The organism is Cupriavidus sp. CPT47-8839-RL05A, assembly GCF_058792255.1.
In genome coordinates this window covers 43,525-61,456 of record NZ_JBYTEG010000012.1, presented here as the reverse complement: position 1 = coordinate 61,456, position 17,932 = coordinate 43,525, and the positions used below count along the sequence as shown (strand labels likewise).

19 protein-coding genes and 1 pseudogene are annotated in these 17,932 nt (G+C 64.4%); 13 read left to right on the top strand and 7 right to left on the bottom strand.

Annotation, left to right across the window (positions count from 1 at the left end):
- Positions 1-19: 19 nt before the first annotated feature.
- Positions 20-955 carry a dioxygenase family protein gene (locus tag AC3WVS_RS16340; protein WP_492319498.1) on the bottom strand — a complete coding sequence of 312 codons (936 nt, stop codon included), beginning with the start codon at positions 953-955 and terminating at the stop codon, positions 20-22.
- A 414-nt stretch (positions 956-1,369) separates the two neighbouring features.
- Here AC3WVS_RS16340 and AC3WVS_RS16335 point away from each other — a divergent pair, with 414 nt between their 5' ends.
- The 5 genes and pseudogenes from AC3WVS_RS16335 to AC3WVS_RS16315 all read left to right on the top strand — a co-directional run bounded on the left by AC3WVS_RS16335 (position 1,370) and on the right by AC3WVS_RS16315 (position 5,167).
- Positions 1,370-1,681, top strand: a complete 312-nt coding sequence (locus AC3WVS_RS16335; RefSeq protein ID WP_492319497.1) for a hydroxyquinol 1,2-dioxygenase — start codon at positions 1,370-1,372, stop codon at positions 1,679-1,681.
- A 33-nt stretch (positions 1,682-1,714) separates the two neighbouring features.
- The gene (locus AC3WVS_RS16330; protein ID WP_492319496.1) at positions 1,715-2,134 is read left to right on the top strand and encodes an organic hydroperoxide resistance protein; all 420 of its coding nucleotides are present in this window, start codon (positions 1,715-1,717) and stop codon (positions 2,132-2,134) included.
- Between the two features lie 58 nt (positions 2,135-2,192).
- The gene (locus tag AC3WVS_RS16325) at positions 2,193-2,708 is read left to right on the top strand and encodes a DUF1097 domain-containing protein (protein WP_051591497.1); all 516 of its coding nucleotides are present in this window, start codon (positions 2,193-2,195) and stop codon (positions 2,706-2,708) included.
- An 86-nt stretch (positions 2,709-2,794) separates the two neighbouring features.
- Entirely contained in the window at positions 2,795-3,340 is a 546-nt protein-coding gene (locus AC3WVS_RS16320; protein ID WP_492319495.1) for a thioredoxin family protein, read from the top strand.
- A gap of 38 nt (positions 3,341-3,378) precedes the next feature.
- Positions 3,379-5,167, top strand: a pseudogene (locus AC3WVS_RS16315) (cytochrome c biogenesis protein DipZ).
- A gap of 164 nt (positions 5,168-5,331) precedes the next feature.
- Here AC3WVS_RS16315 and phoU read toward each other — a convergent pair.
- The 6 genes from phoU to AC3WVS_RS16285 form a co-directional block, all read right to left on the bottom strand.
- Positions 5,332-6,024, bottom strand: coding sequence for a phosphate signaling complex protein PhoU (gene phoU, locus AC3WVS_RS16310; protein ID WP_492319494.1), 693 nt, complete (start codon positions 6,022-6,024; stop codon positions 5,332-5,334).
- 13 nt (positions 6,025-6,037) lie between these two features.
- Entirely contained in the window at positions 6,038-6,823 is a 786-nt protein-coding gene (pstB, locus tag AC3WVS_RS16305; protein ID WP_492319612.1) for a phosphate ABC transporter ATP-binding protein PstB, read from the bottom strand.
- A gap of 68 nt (positions 6,824-6,891) precedes the next feature.
- A complete protein-coding gene (gene pstA, locus AC3WVS_RS16300; RefSeq protein WP_492319493.1) occupies positions 6,892-7,815 on the bottom strand; it encodes a phosphate ABC transporter permease PstA in 924 nt (307 codons plus the stop codon).
- An 11-nt stretch (positions 7,816-7,826) separates the two neighbouring features.
- Positions 7,827-8,780, bottom strand: a complete 954-nt coding sequence (pstC, locus tag AC3WVS_RS16295) for a phosphate ABC transporter permease subunit PstC (RefSeq protein ID WP_492319492.1) — start codon at positions 8,778-8,780, stop codon at positions 7,827-7,829.
- A 60-nt stretch (positions 8,781-8,840) separates the two neighbouring features.
- Complete coding sequence (locus tag AC3WVS_RS16290) at positions 8,841-9,833, bottom strand: PstS family phosphate ABC transporter substrate-binding protein (protein ID WP_492319491.1); 993 nt, start codon at positions 9,831-9,833, stop codon at positions 8,841-8,843.
- Between the two features lie 210 nt (positions 9,834-10,043).
- Positions 10,044-10,940, bottom strand: a complete 897-nt coding sequence (locus AC3WVS_RS16285) for an AraC family transcriptional regulator (RefSeq protein ID WP_200872552.1) — start codon at positions 10,938-10,940, stop codon at positions 10,044-10,046.
- 98 nt (positions 10,941-11,038) lie between these two features.
- Here AC3WVS_RS16285 and AC3WVS_RS16280 point away from each other — a divergent pair, with 98 nt between their 5' ends.
- From AC3WVS_RS16280 to AC3WVS_RS16245, 8 genes are all read left to right on the top strand, one after another.
- Entirely contained in the window at positions 11,039-11,782 is a 744-nt protein-coding gene (locus tag AC3WVS_RS16280; RefSeq protein ID WP_492319611.1) for an SDR family oxidoreductase, read from the top strand.
- 131 nt (positions 11,783-11,913) lie between these two features.
- A complete protein-coding gene (locus tag AC3WVS_RS16275) occupies positions 11,914-12,969 on the top strand; it encodes a LacI family DNA-binding transcriptional regulator (RefSeq protein ID WP_492319490.1) in 1,056 nt (351 codons plus the stop codon).
- 246 nt (positions 12,970-13,215) lie between these two features.
- Positions 13,216-14,019 (top strand): transporter substrate-binding domain-containing protein, encoded by an 804-nt coding sequence (locus tag AC3WVS_RS16270; RefSeq protein ID WP_492319489.1) that lies wholly within the window; start codon positions 13,216-13,218, stop codon positions 14,017-14,019.
- A gap of 54 nt (positions 14,020-14,073) precedes the next feature.
- Positions 14,074-14,832: an amino acid ABC transporter permease gene (locus tag AC3WVS_RS16265; protein ID WP_492319488.1), complete on the top strand. Its 759-nt coding sequence runs from the start codon at positions 14,074-14,076 to the stop codon at positions 14,830-14,832.
- Complete coding sequence (locus tag AC3WVS_RS16260) at positions 14,829-15,479, top strand: amino acid ABC transporter permease (protein WP_492319487.1); 651 nt, start codon at positions 14,829-14,831, stop codon at positions 15,477-15,479. Before AC3WVS_RS16265 ends, AC3WVS_RS16260 begins: the two co-directional genes overlap by 4 nt.
- Positions 15,466-16,200, top strand: coding sequence for an amino acid ABC transporter ATP-binding protein (locus AC3WVS_RS16255; protein ID WP_492319486.1), 735 nt, complete (start codon positions 15,466-15,468; stop codon positions 16,198-16,200). Before AC3WVS_RS16260 ends, AC3WVS_RS16255 begins: the two co-directional genes overlap by 14 nt.
- On the top strand, positions 16,197-16,985 hold the full coding sequence (locus tag AC3WVS_RS16250) for a sugar phosphate isomerase/epimerase family protein (protein WP_492319485.1): 789 nt from the start codon (positions 16,197-16,199) through the stop codon (positions 16,983-16,985). Before AC3WVS_RS16255 ends, AC3WVS_RS16250 begins: the two co-directional genes overlap by 4 nt.
- Positions 16,982-17,926, top strand: a complete 945-nt coding sequence (locus tag AC3WVS_RS16245; protein ID WP_492319484.1) for a sugar kinase — start codon at positions 16,982-16,984, stop codon at positions 17,924-17,926. Before AC3WVS_RS16250 ends, AC3WVS_RS16245 begins: the two co-directional genes overlap by 4 nt.
- The last annotated feature ends 6 nt before the right edge of the window (positions 17,927-17,932 follow it).

The window sequence follows — 17,932 nt, the reverse complement described above, 5'->3', positions numbered from 1 at the left end:
GGGTAAGTCGATCGGGTCGTCAGTCGATCGGCGGCTTCGGGAAGGTCTGCTCGCCGGGCTCCAGCGTGAAATCGAACGCCAGCGTGTAGAACGGTGCCGGCAAATCGCCCCACGGGCTGCGGCCATGGTGGTGTAGCCGGAGATCGCCAACCAGTTGCCGTTGCACGCCGAACGTGACATCGGATTCCAGCTTTTCCGGCGTGTCGGCAAACACCTGGGTCACGAGCGTGCGGTAGCCCGGCGCCGCAACGATGAAATGGATATGCGCCGGCCGGTACGGATGGCGCTGCTGTGCGGCCAGCAACGTGCCTACCGGGCCGTGGGTCGGCACCGGATACCCTGCAGGCCGTACCGTGCGGAAGTGATAGCCGCCGCTTTCATCGGTATGGAAGCAGCCGCGCAGGTTGCGGTCGGGTTGCGTCGGATCCTGGTTGTCATACAGTCCCACCGGCGACGCCTGCCAGATCTCGACCAGCGCGCCTGGCAGCGGCGTGCCATCGGTCGCCCGCACGGTGCCGCTGACCAGCAGCGGCAAGCCAGGCGCATCGTCCTGCACCACGCAGTCACCGCAGTCATAGCGCGGCGCGTTGGCGCGATAGAACGGGCCGAGCAGCGCGCCGGGCGTGCGCCCGTCCCTGGTGCTGTTGTTCATGGCTGTCACCAGCGTCGACAGCCCCAGCACGTCGGCAGCCAGGACAACCTCGTTGTGCTTGGCATTGGTCGCATGGCCGAGACTGGCGATATACCCCAGGGCAAGCTCGAATTCCTCGTCGGACAGCCGCACCTCGGACAGGAAGCCGTGGAGGTGCCGCACCAGGGAATCCATGATGAAGCGCAAGCGGGGATTCGTCGTATTGGCCATGGCCGCCTGGACCACGCCTGTCACCGAGTGTTCATCCTCGATCAGCGCCAGGCGCTCGCCTTGTGGCGCCTGCCGCTCGCTGGAAGTTTTCATGTCTGATCTCCTTTGCAAACGTTTGCATTATCGACGGTTCGGACGGATGGTCAAGGCGGAAATTCGTCACCATCGCGACCTGCAACGGCTGCCGTGCTACCAGAATCACAATCAAAACAAGGGAGTACGGGCGATTCTCGGGAGAAACCCTAGGTGCAGGCAGAGGCGTCGAATGTGGCGCATAGGCCTGTCCCAGTTCTTTGCCGATGCGGCTCCCCAACCCGTTCGCGCATGGATTTGTACCCGTCTGTATCACGCTGCCACAACGATACGTGTTCCGACAGACACACCCCTCACGCGCTACGGGGCAGATACATCGATCGCCTTAAATGCATTCCGTGGCCCGGCGGCGAACATCAACCAAGCCAGTCCCTGCCGCGCAATACCGAACCCAAACCTTTAAGGAAGACGATCATGACTACCCACAACATCGCCAAGCGTTTTGTCTTCGCCATCGCCCTGGTTGCCGCCGCTGCCGGCGCGCAGGCCGCCGCACCGTCCCAAGCGGGCGCGCGGGACCCGTTCACCGACGGTGCCCGCTCCGTGCAGGAGGCACGCAGCCCATACAGCGATGGCGCGCGCGCAGTCGACCCGTTCACGGACGGTGCGCGCAACGTGGATCCGTACTACGACGGCGCGCGCACCCTGTCCGGCCTGGACCGCACCGGCGTTTCGGCGGACCCGGCGCGCAGTGTCGATCCCTATCTTGACGGCGCCTACGCCTGAGCCCCGACTTTCTGAATAAACAAGGAACGCATCATGACCCGTATCGAAAAAGTGCTGTACACCGGCAAAGTCCACATCACTGCAGGCGGACGCGACGGCGAAGCCCACAGCGACGACGGCCGGCTGAAGCTTCAACTGTCCTCGCCGGGCACCAAAGGCCCGGGCACGAACCCGGAGCAATTGCTCGCCGCGGGATGGTCGGCGTGCTTTATCGGCGCGATCGGCCTGGCCGCCGGCAAGATGAAAGTGAAGCTGCCGGCCGAGCTCTCGGTCGACGCCGAGGTTGACCTGGGCACGGCTGGCGAGGCCTATCTGCTGCAGGCCCGGCTCAATGTCCACATCCCCGGCATTGACCGTGAAGTGGCCCAGGCGCTGGTGGATACCGCGCACCGGACCTGCCCGTACTCGAAGGCCCTGCACGGCAACATCCACGTCGAAACCAACCTGGTCTGACGCACACCGTGACCTGCCTGAGGCAACCGGGCAGGTCATCTTCCAGAAGGAGGCTCCCATGCCGAAGATTGGCATTTCGGTGCAGGCTGCGGCACTGAATATCCCGCCAGGCACGTTCCATGGCATTACCCTGATCGGGGCCGTGGTGGCTGCCGTTACGACTTTCCTGACGCTCACCGCAGCGCTACCCGCCTGGGCCATGTTCCTGGGCTGGGTCGCATTCAACACAGGCTCGCAGACGGCGCGCGAAGGCGCAGCGAACCTTGCGGCATTCCTGCTCGGCATTGTCTTCGGTGCTGCGACCGGACTGCTGATTGGATGGCTGACGCCGCGCTTCGGTGACCTGGCTACACCGCTCGCGGTGTTCGGCGACGTGGTACTCGTGCTCAGCCTGCGCGCGCTGCCCCGGATCAACAATCCGCTTGCCTATTTCCTTGGCCTGATCAGTTTCTTTGCTGCGAGCCAGCCACCGTCGCTGATGTTGCTAGGGGCGCTGGCCGCTGCCGGTGTGCTCGGCGCGATCGGCGCCGGTATCAGCAACGTGCTGCAAGCGCGACTTGCGCGCGCAGCTTGAGCCAGGTTGTCTGCGCCTGCGACGGCCGTCGCAGGCGCCTCCTTCCCGGTTCCTGACATCCCTTCCAATTTCCACGAGCACGAATCATGCGCACGCTTTTTCGCACCGCAATGGTTGCGGCCGGCATCGCCGCGATCTATTTCATCGGCACGGGCGCCAACGCCCTCCGCCCCAGTGTCGGGGACCAGGGCGGCGCGCCCGAGTTCGCGGGCATCAACCAATGGCTGAACTCGCCGCCGTTGTCGATGGACGCATTGCGCGGCAAGGTCGTGCTGGTCGACTTCTGGACCTATTCGTGCATCAACTGCATCAACACCTTGCCGTACGTAAAGCAGTGGCACGAGAAGTACAAGGGCCAGGGGCTGGTCGTCGTGGGTGTGCACACGCCAGAGTACCCATTCGAAAAATCGACCGACAACGTGCAGGCAGCGCTCAAGCGCTTCGATATCCGTTATCCGGTTGCACAGGACAATGCGTATGCCACGTGGTCGGCATTCCGCAACCAGTACTGGCCGGCCAAGTACCTGATTGATGCCAATGGCCGGATCGTCTACCAGCACTTCGGAGAGGGAGGCTACGCCGAAACCGAAGCAGCCATCCGCAAGCTGCTGGCGGACCGCATCGGTGCCTGATCGAAGGCAGGCCAAGTCTTTAGGAAAGGACACTGATCATGACCCTGCTGATACTCGCCTACCTTGGGGGTGTACTGACCATCCTGAGCCCGTGCATCCTGCCCGTCCTGCCCTTTGTCCTCAGCCGCACCGGCCAGCCGTTCCTGCGCGGCAAGCTGCCGATGCTGGCCGGCATGGCACTGACCTTTTCCACCATAGCCACGCTGGCGTCGGTGGGCGGCGCATGGGCCGTGCGCTTCAACGAGTACGGGCGCCTCGCCGCCCTGGTCCTGCTGGCAGTCTTCGGGCTGTCCCTGCTCCTGCCGAAGCTGGCGAGTACCCTCGCGCGGCCTGTGGTGGCGCTCGGCAACCGGCTGGCTGCCAGCAACTCGACCACGGCGCCTTCGTCCTCGCAGGCTTCTCCATGGAGCTCGCTGCTGCTTGGCGTCGCCACCGGCATGCTGTGGGCCCCATGCGCCGGCCCGATCCTCGGTCTTGTGCTGACAGGTGCGGCCCTGAATGGCGCGAGCGTATCGACTTCGCTGACGCTGGCTGCCTATGCCGCCGGGGCAGCCACCTCTCTAGCCGCCGCGCTCGGCATCGGCGGCCACGTGCTCACTGCAATGAAGCGGTCAATGGGCGCTGGCGAATGGCTGCGTCGAGGTCTGGGTGCGGGTGTGCTGGGCGGGGTACTTGTCATCGGACTCGGTGCCGACACCGGCCTGCTGGCACGCTTGTCCGCAGCCGGACCGGCACGGATCGAGCAGGCGCTGGTCGATGCGCTGCGCAAGGAGCGGCTTGCGCCGCAAGCCAGGAATGACGCCAACCGCGGTGGCGTGCTGCTTGCCACAAATGAAACACCCGTGCTCGTCCCGAGCCACTTGCCCGTGGAGGGTCGCCTGCCTTCGCTCGATGGTGCAACGCAATGGATCAACTCCCCGCCGCTGTCGCGCGACCAGCTGCAGGGCAAGGTCACACTGGTCTATTTCTGGACCTACTCTTGCATCAATTGCATTCGCACCCTCCCCTACCTCCGGGCCTGGGGCGGAGAAGTACAAGGATCGGGGCCTGACGGTAGTCGGCGTGCATACGCCCGAGTTCGCCTTCGAGAAGACACCGGCGAACGTCCGCCGCGCGATCGCAGATTTCCGCATTGGCTTCCCCGTGGCAGTCGATAACGACTACCGCATCTGGCGCGCATTCAGGAACAGCTACTGGCCGGCCGCCTACTTTGTCGACGCCCGCGGCAATATCCGCCACCACCAGTTCGGCGAGGGCAACTACGCCAATTCCGAGCGCGTCATCCAGTCGCTGCTGGCGGAGGCCGGCAATCGGTCGGTGGCACGCGATGTGGTCGCCCCCGACGCGCGTGGCGCACAGGCGGCACCGGACCTTGACAACGTTCGCTCCGTCGAAACCTACGTCGGTTACATGCAAGCGGAGAATTTCGCCTCTCCTGGGGGCACCCGGCAGGACGCACCGCGCGCGTACACAGTCAGCAAGCTTCGCCTCAACGAGTGGGGCCTGTCAGGCAGCTGGACCGTCGGTGCCGAGCAGGCAACGCTCAACCGCGCCGGCGGCGGAATCGCCTATCGCTTTCACGCGCGCGACCTGCACCTTGTGCTGGGGCCTGCAGCCGATGGCCGGGCAGTGCGTTTTGTAGTAACGGTCGACGGCAAGCCCCCAGGCGACAGCCACGGCTCGGACACCGATGCAGCCGGCAATGGCGCGGTCACACAGACACGGCTCTATCAGCTGGTACGCCAGGAGGGCGACGTAGGCGAGCGCACTTTCACGATCCGGTTCCTGGACCCCGGTGCCCAGGCTTATGCCTTCACCTTCGGCTAGTGTCCTGTCCCGCTAATAGCTTGTGCTCGTCAGGCTAGGCGCAAGGAGGCGCCATAGCCGTAGCTATGGCAACGACGAGCAACGACGCATGGCGGGCAACTGGGCGATTTCATATCGAGTTTATTTGCGGGACAGGACACTACGAAACAAGCGCAGAGCGCTGCTCAATCTTTGCTTGCTTCCTGCCCGATGTGCCGGACATCGGTGCCCTTGATGATGTAGATCGTGAATTCAGCGATGTTCGTGGCGTGGTCGCCGATGCGTTCGATCGCCTTGGCGATGAAGAGATAGTCGAGCGACACGGAGATCAGCTTCGGGTTCTCCATCATGTAGCTCATGAGCTTGCGCACGAAGCCGCGGAATTCTTCATCGAGGGCGCGATCTTCCTGCACGATTTCTGCCGCGGCAGCGGCGTCGAGCCTGGCAAAGGCATCCAGGGCCTTACGGAGCATTTCGACAGCGAGTGCAGTGGAGACGCGGAGCTCGGAAAAGTCGATGGTCGGGCGCGACACTTCGCAGATGATGTGCTTCGAGCGCGTCGCGATGTGGTAGGCCTCGTCTCCTGCACGCTCCAGGTTGGTGATGGTCTTCGAGATTGCCATCAGCAGTCTCAGGTCGCGAGCCGTGGGCTGCCGCCGGGCGATGATGTCGCTGCAATGCGCGTCAATTTCGACTTCCTGCCGGTTGACACGCGCCTCCGTCGCGATGACGTTCTCCGCAAGGCTCACATCGAATGTCTCCAATGCACGGATTGCCGACTGAACCTGCGCCTCTATCAGCCCGCCCATCTGCAAGACTTCCGTGGAGATATCGGCAAGGTCGGCATCGAACTGGCTGGACAAGTGTTTCTCGGTCATGGGGCGTCCCCGTTCAGCCGAAACGTCCGGTGATGTAGTCTTCCGTGGCCTGCTGAGTTGGCTTGAGGAAGATCTGGTTGGTCTGGCCATGTTCGATCAGCTCGCCGATGTACATATAGGCGGTGTAGTCGGACACCCGAGCCGCTTGCTGCATGTTATGGGTCACGATCAGGATGGTGACGCGTGCCCGCAGCTGGCTGATGAGTTCTTCGATACTGGCCGTGGCAATCGGGTCCAGTGCCGAGGTTGGCTCGTCGAACAGCAGGATCTCAGGGTCGGTGGCCAGGCATCGTGCGATGCAAAGACGCTGCTGCTGTCCGCCGGACAAGGTCATAGCCTGGGCCTGAAGACGGTCCTTGACCTCGTCCCACAGAGCAGCATCCCGCAGGGCCACCTCGACGCGTTCATCGAGCATGGACCGACTCTTCGCCCCCCGCAGGCGCAGCCCATAGGCAACGTTTTCGTAGATCGACTTGGGGAAGGGATTTGGCTTCTGGAAGACCATGCCGATGCGCATGCGCACTTCTATGGGATCGACTCTGGGATCGAGGATATTGGTGTTGTCGGGATAGAGGCGGATGTCGCCCTCGTACCGGTTGCCCGGGTAGAGGTCATGCATGCGATTGAAAGATCGCAACAAGGTCGACTTGCCGCAGCCAGAGGGGCCGATCAGGGCAGTGACACGCTTCTCCTGGATGGGCAGGTTGACGTCCTTGAGCGCCTGGAAGGTTCCATAGTAGAAGCTGAAGTTGATCGCAGCCGCCTTCACGGGAGTCGGATCCAGGGCATGCGCCTTCAGCTCTTGCGCGATGGCATTGCGTGCCGGAGCGGCGTAACCGGCCTGGTCTGACACGGGAATGGCGTTGCTTACCACTTGATGTCCCTCCTCAGGCGATAGCGAATCCAGATCGCAAGTCCGTTCATCGAAAGTGTCATCAGGACCAGGATAAACCCGGCTGCAGCGGCGTTCTGCTGAAAGGCTTCCTCGGGGCGGGAGGTCCAGTTGAACATCTGGATCGGCATCACGGTGAAGCCTGACCAGAGCCAATCAAGATTGATCCAGGGGAATCCTGGCTCGAACGGCGACGGTGGCAGGAATGCGATAAAGGTGAGTGCGCCGATGGTTATGATGGGGGCGGTCTCGCCAATGGCGCGCGACATGCCAATGATGACGCCGGTCATGATGCCGGGCATGGAGTATGGGACGATGTGGTCACGGGTTACCTGCCACCGGGTGGCACCCAGCCCGTACGCGCCTTCACGAATATGCTGCGGGATGGCGCGAATCGCCTCGCGTGTGGCCACGATAACGACCGGAAGAATGAGCAGTGCGAGCGTCAGGCCAGCGGAGAGGATGCTCTGGCCGAAGCCAAAGGCATAGACGAAGATCCCAAGTGCGAGCAGGCCATAGATGATGGAGGGCACGCCAGCCAGGTTGGTGACGTTGATCTCGATCACGTCGGTGACCAGGTTCTTGGGTGCGTATTCTTCCAGGTAGGTGCCGGCGGCAATCCCCAACGGAACGGCTGCCATGGCCGTCACCAGCATCACCAGCAAGGAGCCGACCCAGGCGGAAAGTATGCCGGCCTGCGCAGCCCGCCTCGACGGAAAGTTGGCGAAGAACTCCGGTGTGAGACGTTCCCAGCCCGTATAGGCCATCTGGACGAAGAGCACAACGAAAGTCAGGATGCCGACAAGCAGGGCGATAAAGCCTGCAATGGCGAAGAACAGGTCCCAACGCTTATTGGACTTGATGATGACGCGCATCGCGTCGAGTGGCGGCTGGTGCATGGACGTACCCTTCAATAGGCCTCGCGATAGCGGCGGCGAATGATGTGCCCCAGAATGTTGAAGAACAGCGTCATCAGCATCAGCGTCAACCCCGCGGCGAAGATGGATTGGTAGCCGATGGAGCCATGCGGGAGGTCGCCCAGCGCCACCTGCACGATGTAAGCGGAGATGGTCTGGGCAGGCTCCATGGGATTGATAGTGAAATTTGGCTGCATGCCGGCGGCCACCGCAACGATCATGGTTTCGCCCACGGCACGGGAGATCCCCAGGATGTAGGCGGACATGATTCCGGACAACGCGGCAGGCACGACGACTCGCACCGAGGTCTGGAAGCGTGTGCCGCCCATGGCATAGGAGCCTTCGCGGATGCTCATTGGCACCGCCCGCATCGCGTCTTCGGCCAGCGAACTGACGTAGGGGATGATGGCGATGCCCATCACGAGCCCGGCCGAAAGCATATTGAAGCCCGGCAGCGAAGGGATCAGCGCTTGCAGCAGCGGCGTGATGACCGTAAGGGCGAAGTAGCCGTAGACGATGGTGGGAATGCCGCCAAGCAATTCAAGGAACGGCTTGATGACTTCCCGGAGCGAGGGATTGGCGAACTCCGAGAGATAGATGGCAATCACGGTGCCAAGCGGAATGGCGACGGCCAGCGCGACCAGTGATGTGCTCAAGGTGCCCAGCAGCAGCGGCAGGATGCCGTAGCGGGGTTCTGCGAAGAGCGGCGTCCACAGCGTATCGGTGAAAAATTGCCAGACGGGAATGCTGCCGAAGAAGTGCGCCGACTCGCTGACCAGGACCCCCACGATGCCCACGGTCGCAATAGCGGAAACCGAGGCGGCAAGAAAGAGGACGCCCTCGATCACGCGTTCCTTTGTGTTCCGGAAGGCTTTTCTGGCAAGCCGCTCGCTGACCACATGTGGGGTGATGTCCGTGGGAGCGGTTGCGGTAGAGGGTTCTGGCATGGCAGCCTTCAGGCGAGCATCCTGGCCCTGGCGCGGGTGCCGGCCCGCGCCAGGCATCGGTTACAGCTTTGCTTCGCGAGCCAGCAGGGAATCGATGGTGACCGCCACGTCGGGTTCACCGCCAAACACCGTGCCAAGCTTCTTCTTCGCCAGGTGCTCCGCTGCAATCGTATAGGCCCTGGCGGGGAGGGGAACATATTTCACCTCGGAAGCCAGGCGCGCCCCGTGCTGAAGGTAGTAGGCAACGAAGTCCTTGACCTCGGGCTTCTCGAGCGACTTCTCATTGACGTAGATGAAGATCGGCCGCGAAAGCGGATTGTATGAACCATCCAGGACGGCACTGGCGCCCGGAGCCACGGCCTTGCCGCTCTTGTTGACGATAGGGACGGCCCTCAGTTTGCCCTTGTTCTCTTCATAATAGGCGTAGCCAAAATACCCGAGGCCGTTCACATCGCGCGAGACGCCCTGCACCAGGACATTGTCGTCTTCGGAGGCGGTGTAGTCGCCGCGGGAAGACTTGGCCTTGCCGACAATGGCTTCCGTGAAATAGTCAAAAGTACCCGAATCCGAGCCTGCGCCGAACAGCTTCAGGGGTGCGTCCGGGAACGAAGGATCGACTTGCTTCCAGGTCGTGACCTTGCCTTGTGCCGCCGGCTCCCACATCTTCTTGAGCTGCTCCACAGTCAGTTGCCTGACGAAAGTGTTCTTCGGGTTGACGACGACAGTCAGCGCGTCGAAGGCAATAGGAAGCTCGTAGTATTTGACGCCCGTCTGCGCGCACGCTTCCATTTCCTGCTTCAGGATAGGGCGCGAGGCGTTCGAGATATCGGTTTCGCCGCGGCAGAACTTCTTGAAGCCGCCGCCGGTGCCGGAGATGCCCACAGTGACCTTGGCCGCCCCTTTCCTGGCCTTCTGGAAATCTTCAGCTACGGCTTCGGTGACCGGATAGACGGTACTGGAGCCGTCGATCTTGACAATGGCCTGGCCGTGCGCGGCCTGGGTGCTGATCGCAAACGCAGCAACCACCAGTGCAGCGTGAGGATTGAAGCGCATCTTGAACCCCCTTTGTCTCGATGGGTGGACAGAGCCAGAATGGAAACTGCGATTCTGCAAATCTAGTTCTATGAATGCATTGTGACTAAACGATGACAGTGAAGTGACTGTCCGTGACAAGTGCATAAAACGTCCCCGCACAGTCTTGGGATGACGTGCCTCAACAGCTCGCTGCCCGGTCACCTTCAGAAGCGCTTTCCATGTGACGTCCTAACCTTTGCGCGCGTAGAGACTCGGTGGCTGGCCGACGTGCCGGCTGAACGCGGTGCTGAAGGTACTCGCCGAGCCGTAGCCGACGCGTTCAGCAACTTCGGCGATCCCGAAGTCATGGCGACGGAGCAGGTCCTTCGCCACGGCCATGCGCCAGGCGACCAGGTATTCCATCGGTGGCATTCCCACGGCGCGCGTGAAGCGCTCAAAAAAGGTCGAGCGCGACAGCGCGGCCTTCCTTGCGAGCTGGGCCACCGTCCACGAGCGCGCGGGATCGGCGTGCATCTGCCGCATCGCCGACGCGAGTCGCGCATCGGCCAGGCCGCGCAGCAACCCCGGGGGCGCGTCCTCCCCCGACGTTGAGCGCAGCGCTTCGATCAGCAGCACCTCCACCAGGCGCGTGAGCACGAGCTCGCGGCCCGACCTCCGTTCACCCGATTCCTCGCCGACGAGCCGGACGATGGCCGAAAGCCGCTCGGCGCCGCGCACATGCACCAGCGCCGGCAACAGCGACACCAGTAACGCGGCATTGGACGAGTCGAAGACGAAGTAGCCGCCGAGCAGTCGCACATCGGGGCGTCCACCGCGCCTGCCGTGACGAACTTCGCCCATCGGCGCGGACGTCACTTTCGGGTCGATGCACTCGGGCGCCACCGGCTCAAAGCCCGACAAGGTGAAGCCCGGCGTTGCCGGCAGGAGCACGAAGTCGCCCGCCTCAAGCGTGAGGGCATGCTGGCCGTCGACGGCGAGACGACAACTGCCCTCGAGCACGGCGCAGAAGCTTGGCTGGCCGTAGTCAGCGTAGCGAACACCCCAGCGGCCGGCGCCGCTGATGCGCTTCGAGAACACGGCACGCGGCTGGAGCAGCGAGATGACTTCTGACAGGGGATCGCTCATCCGCGGACGATTGCAAATGAAATCTGGACTTTTCATTGTAGGAAGTCCGTCGCATGCCCGCTATCGTTACCGACATCAAAACCAACACCGAAACCTCCATGAAAACCGTGCTGATTACCGGCTGCTCCTCTGGCTATGGCCTTGAAACCGCGCGCCACTTCCACTCGCAGGGCTGGAACGTCATCGCCACCATGCGAACGCCGAACCAAGACCTCTTGCCTCGATCCCACCGGATCCGCGTGCTGGCGCTCGACGTGACAAAGCCCGAAAGCATCGCCGCCGCGCTTGCAGCGAGCGGGCCCGTCGACGTGCTCGTCAACAACGCGGGCATTGGCCTGTTTGGCGCCTTCGAGGCCACGCCGATGGCCACGACGCGCGAGGTGTTCGAGACCAACACGTTCGGGGTAATGGCGATGACCCAGGCGGTGCTGCCCCAGTTCCGTGCGCGCAGGTCGGGCGTGGTGGTGAACGTGACCTCCAGCACGACGCTGGCGCCGATGCCGATGGTGGCCGTCTACACCGCGAGCAAGATGGCCATCGAAGGCTTCACCGCGTCGATCGCGTTCGAGCTCGAAGCGTTCAACGTGAGCGTGAAGCTGGTCGAGCCAGGCTACGGACCGACCACGCGCTTTACCAGCAACGGGGGACCGCGCATGGAGGGCCTGATCCCCGAGGCGTACGCGCCTTTCGCGCAGCGCATCTTTGCTTCACTCTCGCAACCGGCAGCGGTGACGACCGAGGCCGATGTGGCCGAAGCGGTGTGGCGTGCCACCAGCGACAGGTCCGGGCTGCTTCGGTTTCCGGCAGGTGCCGATGCGGTAGCGCTGGCTCATTCGGGATGAGCGTCGAAGGGCATCTGGCCCTTCGACGGTTCGCCGCACCAGGTATCGGAGCCCAATCGCCCCGGATGCTGGCACATCCCGACACGCCCGAGGCATAATCGTGAAACTGGTTTCACCGAGACCCGAATCCTATGCCGCGCCCAGTTACCCGACCTGTGTCCGACCAGAAACCTGCAGAGAAGCTCACCATCCAGGACGTTGCCGACTATGCGGGCGTCTCCAAGGCAACCGTATCGCGCTACCTGAACCGGGGCGGCGAGCAGTTGTCCGCGGACGTGGAGGCGCGCGTCGCCGCGGCCATCCGCGCGCTCGGCTACAGCCCCAGCCCGATGGCGCAGGGGCTCAAGCGCGGCAAGTCGCGCCTGATCGGGCTGGTGGTCGCGGATGTCTCCAATTCGTTCTCGGTGGCCGTGCTGCGCGGCGTCGAGAAGGCCTGCCGCGACGCCGGCTATATGGTGATGCTGTTCAACCTCGGCAATGACGAGCAACTTGAGCGCGAAGCCATCCGCTCGCTGTCCGCCTACCGGGTCGAAGGCTTTATCCTGCACACGCTGGGCCACGATGCCGGCGCCCTGGCCGATGCGGCGCAGTTGGGCAAGCCAGTGGTACTGGTCGACCGCAAGGTCGGCGATGCCGAAGTCGACCTGGTGGCCCTGGACAACCAGACCGCCGTCCAGGAAGCCGCCGGCCACCTGGTCGAAGCCGGCTATCGGCGCCTGCTGTTCATCAGCGAGCCGATCAAGGCCATCAGCTCGCGCAACGAGCGCGCGCGCGCGTTCCAGGCCTTTGTCGCCGAACACGCGGACACGGTTGGCGGGACCGTTTTTGAAGCCCAGCGGGGTGACGACGAGGCCCTCGATGAAGCGCTGCGCGCCCTGCGCCGTGGCGCCGGACAGGCACCCGTTGCGGTGCTGGCGGCCAACGCAGTGATCTCGCTGCGCGTGGCCGCATCGGCCGCCAGACTGGGTTGGCAGCTTGGCACCGACCTGGGCCTGATCGGCTTCGATGATCCGGAATGGGCGGCATTGGTCGGCCCCGGCCTCAGCGCCATTTCCCAGCCCACCGACGATATCGGGCGCGTCGCCACCAACTGCCTGATCGAGCGCCTGCAAGGCGCGCAACTGCCGCCGCGCCGGGTGCTGTTGCCCGGCACCTTGGTCACGCGCGGATCCACGCGCCGCGCCTGACTGCAGAGCCGCTCCCCACCGGCTTCCACCGCGCCCGCTAGATCCACGCCTGCACCCGCTTCGCACGTACCGCGGGTGCCTGACGTGGCTGTTTCCGCATCCGTCGAACGCAGTTTTTGCCCGTAAGGGTTTCCACTGTTGGATCCCTGAAACCGGTTTCCTATAATCCTGAAACCGGTTTCAAGACGGTGCTTGCCGAAACGCTGCGACGCCAGCGACACACCCATATACGTGCAGGAGACATAAATGAACGTTCAACGCTTGTTGCGCCGCGTAGCCGCGCCCGTGCTGACTCTGCTGGTCCTGACCAGCGCCGCTTTCACCGCCCAGGCGCAGACCGTCGCCGAGATCGTCAAGAAGGGCAAGGTCACCATCGGCGTGGTGACCGGCGCCCCGCCCTTCGGCACCACGGACGCCACCGGCAAACCCGCCGGCTATGACGTCGACGTGGCCAACCTGCTCGGCAAGTACCTGGGCGTTCCGGTCGATATCGTCCCGCTCACCTCACCCAGCCGGATTCCGGCGCTGGAGGCCGGCAAGGTCGATTTCCTGGTGGCGACGCTGGCGCCGACGCCCGAGCGGGCGCGGGCCATCATGTTCAGTGCGCCCTACAGCGCGTTCGAGCTGACCATCTTTGCGCCCGTCGCCGCCAAGTACGCCAAGCTGACTGAGCTCGGGAAGAAGAAGGTCGGCGTGACGCGCGGCACCACACAGGACACCGCGCTGACCCGGCTGGCCGTGCCCGGCATGAACATCGTCCGCTTCGAGGACGATGCCACCTGCGCGCAGGCGCTGATCAGCAACCAGGTCGAAGCCATTGCCCTGCCCAATACCACCGGCAACGAAATCATGAAGGCGCGCGGCGCCGGCAAGTTCGACGCCAAGTTCGCGTTCTCGGTGCAACCCAATTCGATGGCCGTGCGCCGCGACGCCTTCGAGCTGCGCCAGTGGCTCAACACCACCATCTCCTACGTCAAGCTGAACGGCGAACTCGACGCCATTGCGCAGAAGTGGACCGGCAAGGCGCTGCCCACGCTGCAAGCGTTCTGAACCAGGCCGTCTGAGGTTGCGCGCCGGCGCCAGCCGGCGTGCCAGGAGACCCGCATGAACTACCAATTCGAATGGACCCCGGTGCTGTCGCAGCTGGACCGCTTCGCGGAAGGCGCGGCGATGACGCTGGCGCTCAGCTTCGGCTCGATCCTGCTTGGCACCGTGGTCGGCACCGCCGGCGCGATTGCCGCCGCTTTTGGCGGTCCGTGGCTGCAGCGTGCCACCAGGGCATATGTCGAAGCCATCCGCAACACGCCCTTCCTGATCCAGCTCTTCATCATCTTCTTCGGCTTGCCAACCGTGGGCCTGCAGATCGATGCCGTCACCGCCGCGGTGATCGCGATGACTGTCAACCTCGGCGCCTACTCGACGGAGATCATCCGGGCCGGCCTGCAGGCGGTTCACCGCTCGCAACTTGAGGCCGCCGCCGCGCTGGGCATGACACGCTGGCAGCTGATCCGCCACGTCGCCCTGGTGCCGGCCTTCGAGAAGGTCTATCCGGCCCTGACCAGCCAGTTCACGCTGATGATGCTGACCTCGAGCGTGGTGTCGACGATCTCGGTGGAAGAGCTGACCGCGGTCGCCAGCCAGGTCGATTCGCAGACTTTCCGCACCTTCGAGAGCTACATCCTGGTCATGTTCATCTACATCGGGCTGGCACTGCTGCTGCGCGCCATGTTCGGCCTGATCGGCAACCTGGTGTTCAAGCGGCGCCGCGTGGTGGCGCGCGCACGAAAGCTGGCCCGCACGGCCCGGATCGTGCCGCTGGCGCAAACGGAACTGACGGCAGCGGTTGCTGGGAGCGCGAAATGATCACCGAGTTCTCCTGGAATCATCTTGAAATGCTGCTGCTGGCGGCACGCTGGACGCTGTGGGTGACCTTGCTCGCCTTCGTCGGCGGCACGCTGGCCGGTTTTCTGATGGCACTGGCGCGTACCTCCGGAAGCCCGCTGCTGCGCCTGGCCAGCACGGCCTATATCCAGGTCGTGCAAGGCACGCCGGTGCTGATCGTGCTGTTCCTGAGCTACTACGGACTCTCCGTGCTCGGGCTCAAGCTGTCGCCGATGGTCGCGGCCATGCTGGCGATGTCGATCTACGCCAGCGCCTACCTTGGCGAGATCTGGCGCGGCTGCATCGAGGCCGTGCCGCAAGGACAGTGGGAGGCCAGCGAAGCGCTTGCCCTCACCCGCTGGCAGCAGCTGCGCTACGTGGTGCTGCCGCAGGCCGTGCGGCTGGCCTTGCCGCCCACGGTCGGGTTCTCGGTCCAGCTGGTCAAGAACACCTCGATCACTTCCATCATCGGCGTCATCGAACTGACCCGCGCCGGCCAGCTGATCAACAACGCGACCTTCCAGCCCTTCGCGGTCTTCGTCGTCGTCGCACTTATCTACTTCGCGCTCTGCTTCCCGCTGTCGGCGGCAGCCCGGCGCATGGAAAGGAGGCTCCATGTCAATCGTTGAAGCACAAGGCGTGCACAAGTCGTATGGCGCCGTCGAAGTCCTGAAGGGCGTTTCGTTTGCGATCGAGCCGGGCCAGGTGGTCGCCATCATCGGCCGCAGCGGCTCCGGCAAGAGCACCATGCTGCGTTGCCTGAACGGCCTGGAGACGATCAACGCCGGCAATATCACCGTCGCCGGACACAAGCTGGATCACGACCGCAAGCGCCTGCTCGACCTGCGCCGCGACGTGGGCATGGTGTTCCAGAGCTACAACTTGTTTCCGCACCTGACCGTGGGCGAGAACATCGCGCTGGCGCCGTCCATCGTGAAGAAGATGGCAGCCGGCAAGATCGACGGCATCGTCGACCAGGTGCTGACCCAGGTCGGCCTGCTCGACAAGAAGGACTGCTACCCCGAGCAGCTCTCGGGCGGCCAGCAGCAGCGCGTGGCCATCGCCCGTTCGCTGGCGATGGAGCCCAAGGTAATGCTGTTCGACGAGGTCACCTCCGCGCTCGACCCCGAGCTGACGGCGGAAGTGCTTCGGGTCATGGAGAACCTGGCCGCCTCCGGCATGACCATGGTGCTGGTCACGCATGAAATGGAGTTCGCGCGCCGCATGGCGCATACCACCATCTTCATGCACCAGGGCAAGGTCCACGAGGCGGGGCCATCGAAGGCGCTGTTCGTGCAGCCGCGGACACCGGAACTGCTGCAATTCCTCGGCGCGGGAGCACTGAAATGAGCCAGTGGCAAGCAGATGGTGCTTCGCGCCCGCCGGTGCTGATCTCGTTGACAGCCTATGGCGCCGACCTCGCCCTGCGCGACGGACAGGCCGCGCTGGCGCGGATTGCCGCGGCAGCCGGCGCGGACGGCGTGGAATTCCGCGGCGAACTCCAGCGCGGGCACAAGGATGAAGTCATTGAACAGCGCGAGGTCGCGCGGCAGCATGGGCTGAGCGTGGTCTGGTCCAGCCCGGAAGGCCTCTGGAGCGAAGCCGGCAGCCTCGATGCCGCCGCGCTCGACCGTGCCTTCACGACCGCGCTGGCGCTCGGTGCGACCCGGGTCAAGATGTCGCTTGGCGGCTATCGGCAAGGCACGGCACTGGAAGCACTGCTTCCCTGGCTGCGGCACGATGGCATCGAACTCGTCGTGGAAAACGACCAGACCGCCCAGGCCGGCACCGTGCCGCCGCTGCGCGATTTCTTCGCGCGTATCATGGCGCTCGGCGAGAACGTGCCGATGACCTTCGACATGGGCAACTGGCACTGGACCGGCGAAGACCCGCTCGACGCCGCGCAGGTCTTCGGCGCCGGCGTCGGCTACGTGCACTGCAAAGGCGTGCAGCGCACGCCCGCCAAATGGATCGCGGTGCCGCTGGACCAGTCGGCGGCACCCTGGCGCAGCGTCTTGCGCCGCCTGCCCACGCACGTTGCGCGTGCGATCGAATTCCCCCTGCAAGGCGAAGACCTGGTGCAGGTCACGCGCCATCATGTCGAACTGCTGCGCTCGGTGGAGGTCCCCGCATGAGCACCGATCTTGACGTGGTCACGCTGGGCGAGGCGATGCTGATGCTGGTCGCCGGCGAAGCCGGGCCGCTCGAAGGCGCACAGACCTTCCACAAGCGCACCGCCGGTGCCGAGACCAACGTGGCCATCGGCCTGTCGCGCCTGGGCCTGAAGGTCGGATGGGCCAGCCGCCTGGGCGACGACTCGATGGCCCGCTACCTGCTCGGTGAAATGCAGCGCGAAGGCGTGGATTGCAGCCAGGTGGTGTGCGAGCCCGGTGAGCGCACCGGTTTCCAGTTCAAGGGCCGGGTCGACGACGGCAGCGATCCGCCCGTCGAATACCACCGCCGCGGCTCGGCGGCCAGCCGCATGAACCCGGAGCACCTGGACGGCAGGTGGCTGCGGCGCTCGCGGCACCTGCACGTCACCGGCGTGTTCCCCGCGCTGGCCGCAGGCACGCAGGCTGCCACGCGCCAGGCCATCGCCACCATGCAGGCCGCCGGCCGCACGATCTCTTTCGATCCCAACCTGCGGCCGACGCTGTGGGCCTCGCCCGAGTTGATGCGGGAGACGCTGAACGACCTGGCGCAGCGGTGCGACTGGGTGCTGCCCGGCATCGAAGAGGGCCGCTTCCTCACCGGCCACGCCGAGCCGGAACGCATTGCCGCCTTCTACCGCGCGCGCGGCGCCAGGCTGGTGGTGGTGAAGCTGGGCGCCGACGGCGCCTACTTCGATGGCGAGGCCGGCACCGGCCATGTCGAGGCATTCAGCGTCGAGCGTGTCGTCGACACCGTTGGCGCCGGCGATGGCTTTGCCGTGGGCGTGATCAGCGCGCTGCTGGAGGGCCGCCCGGTGGCCGATGCCGTCCGGCGCGGCGCCTGGATCGGCGCCCGCGCGGTGCAGGTGCGCGGCGATACCGAAGGCCTGCCGACCCATGCCCAGCTGGCGGCCGCCATGTTGTGATGCCAC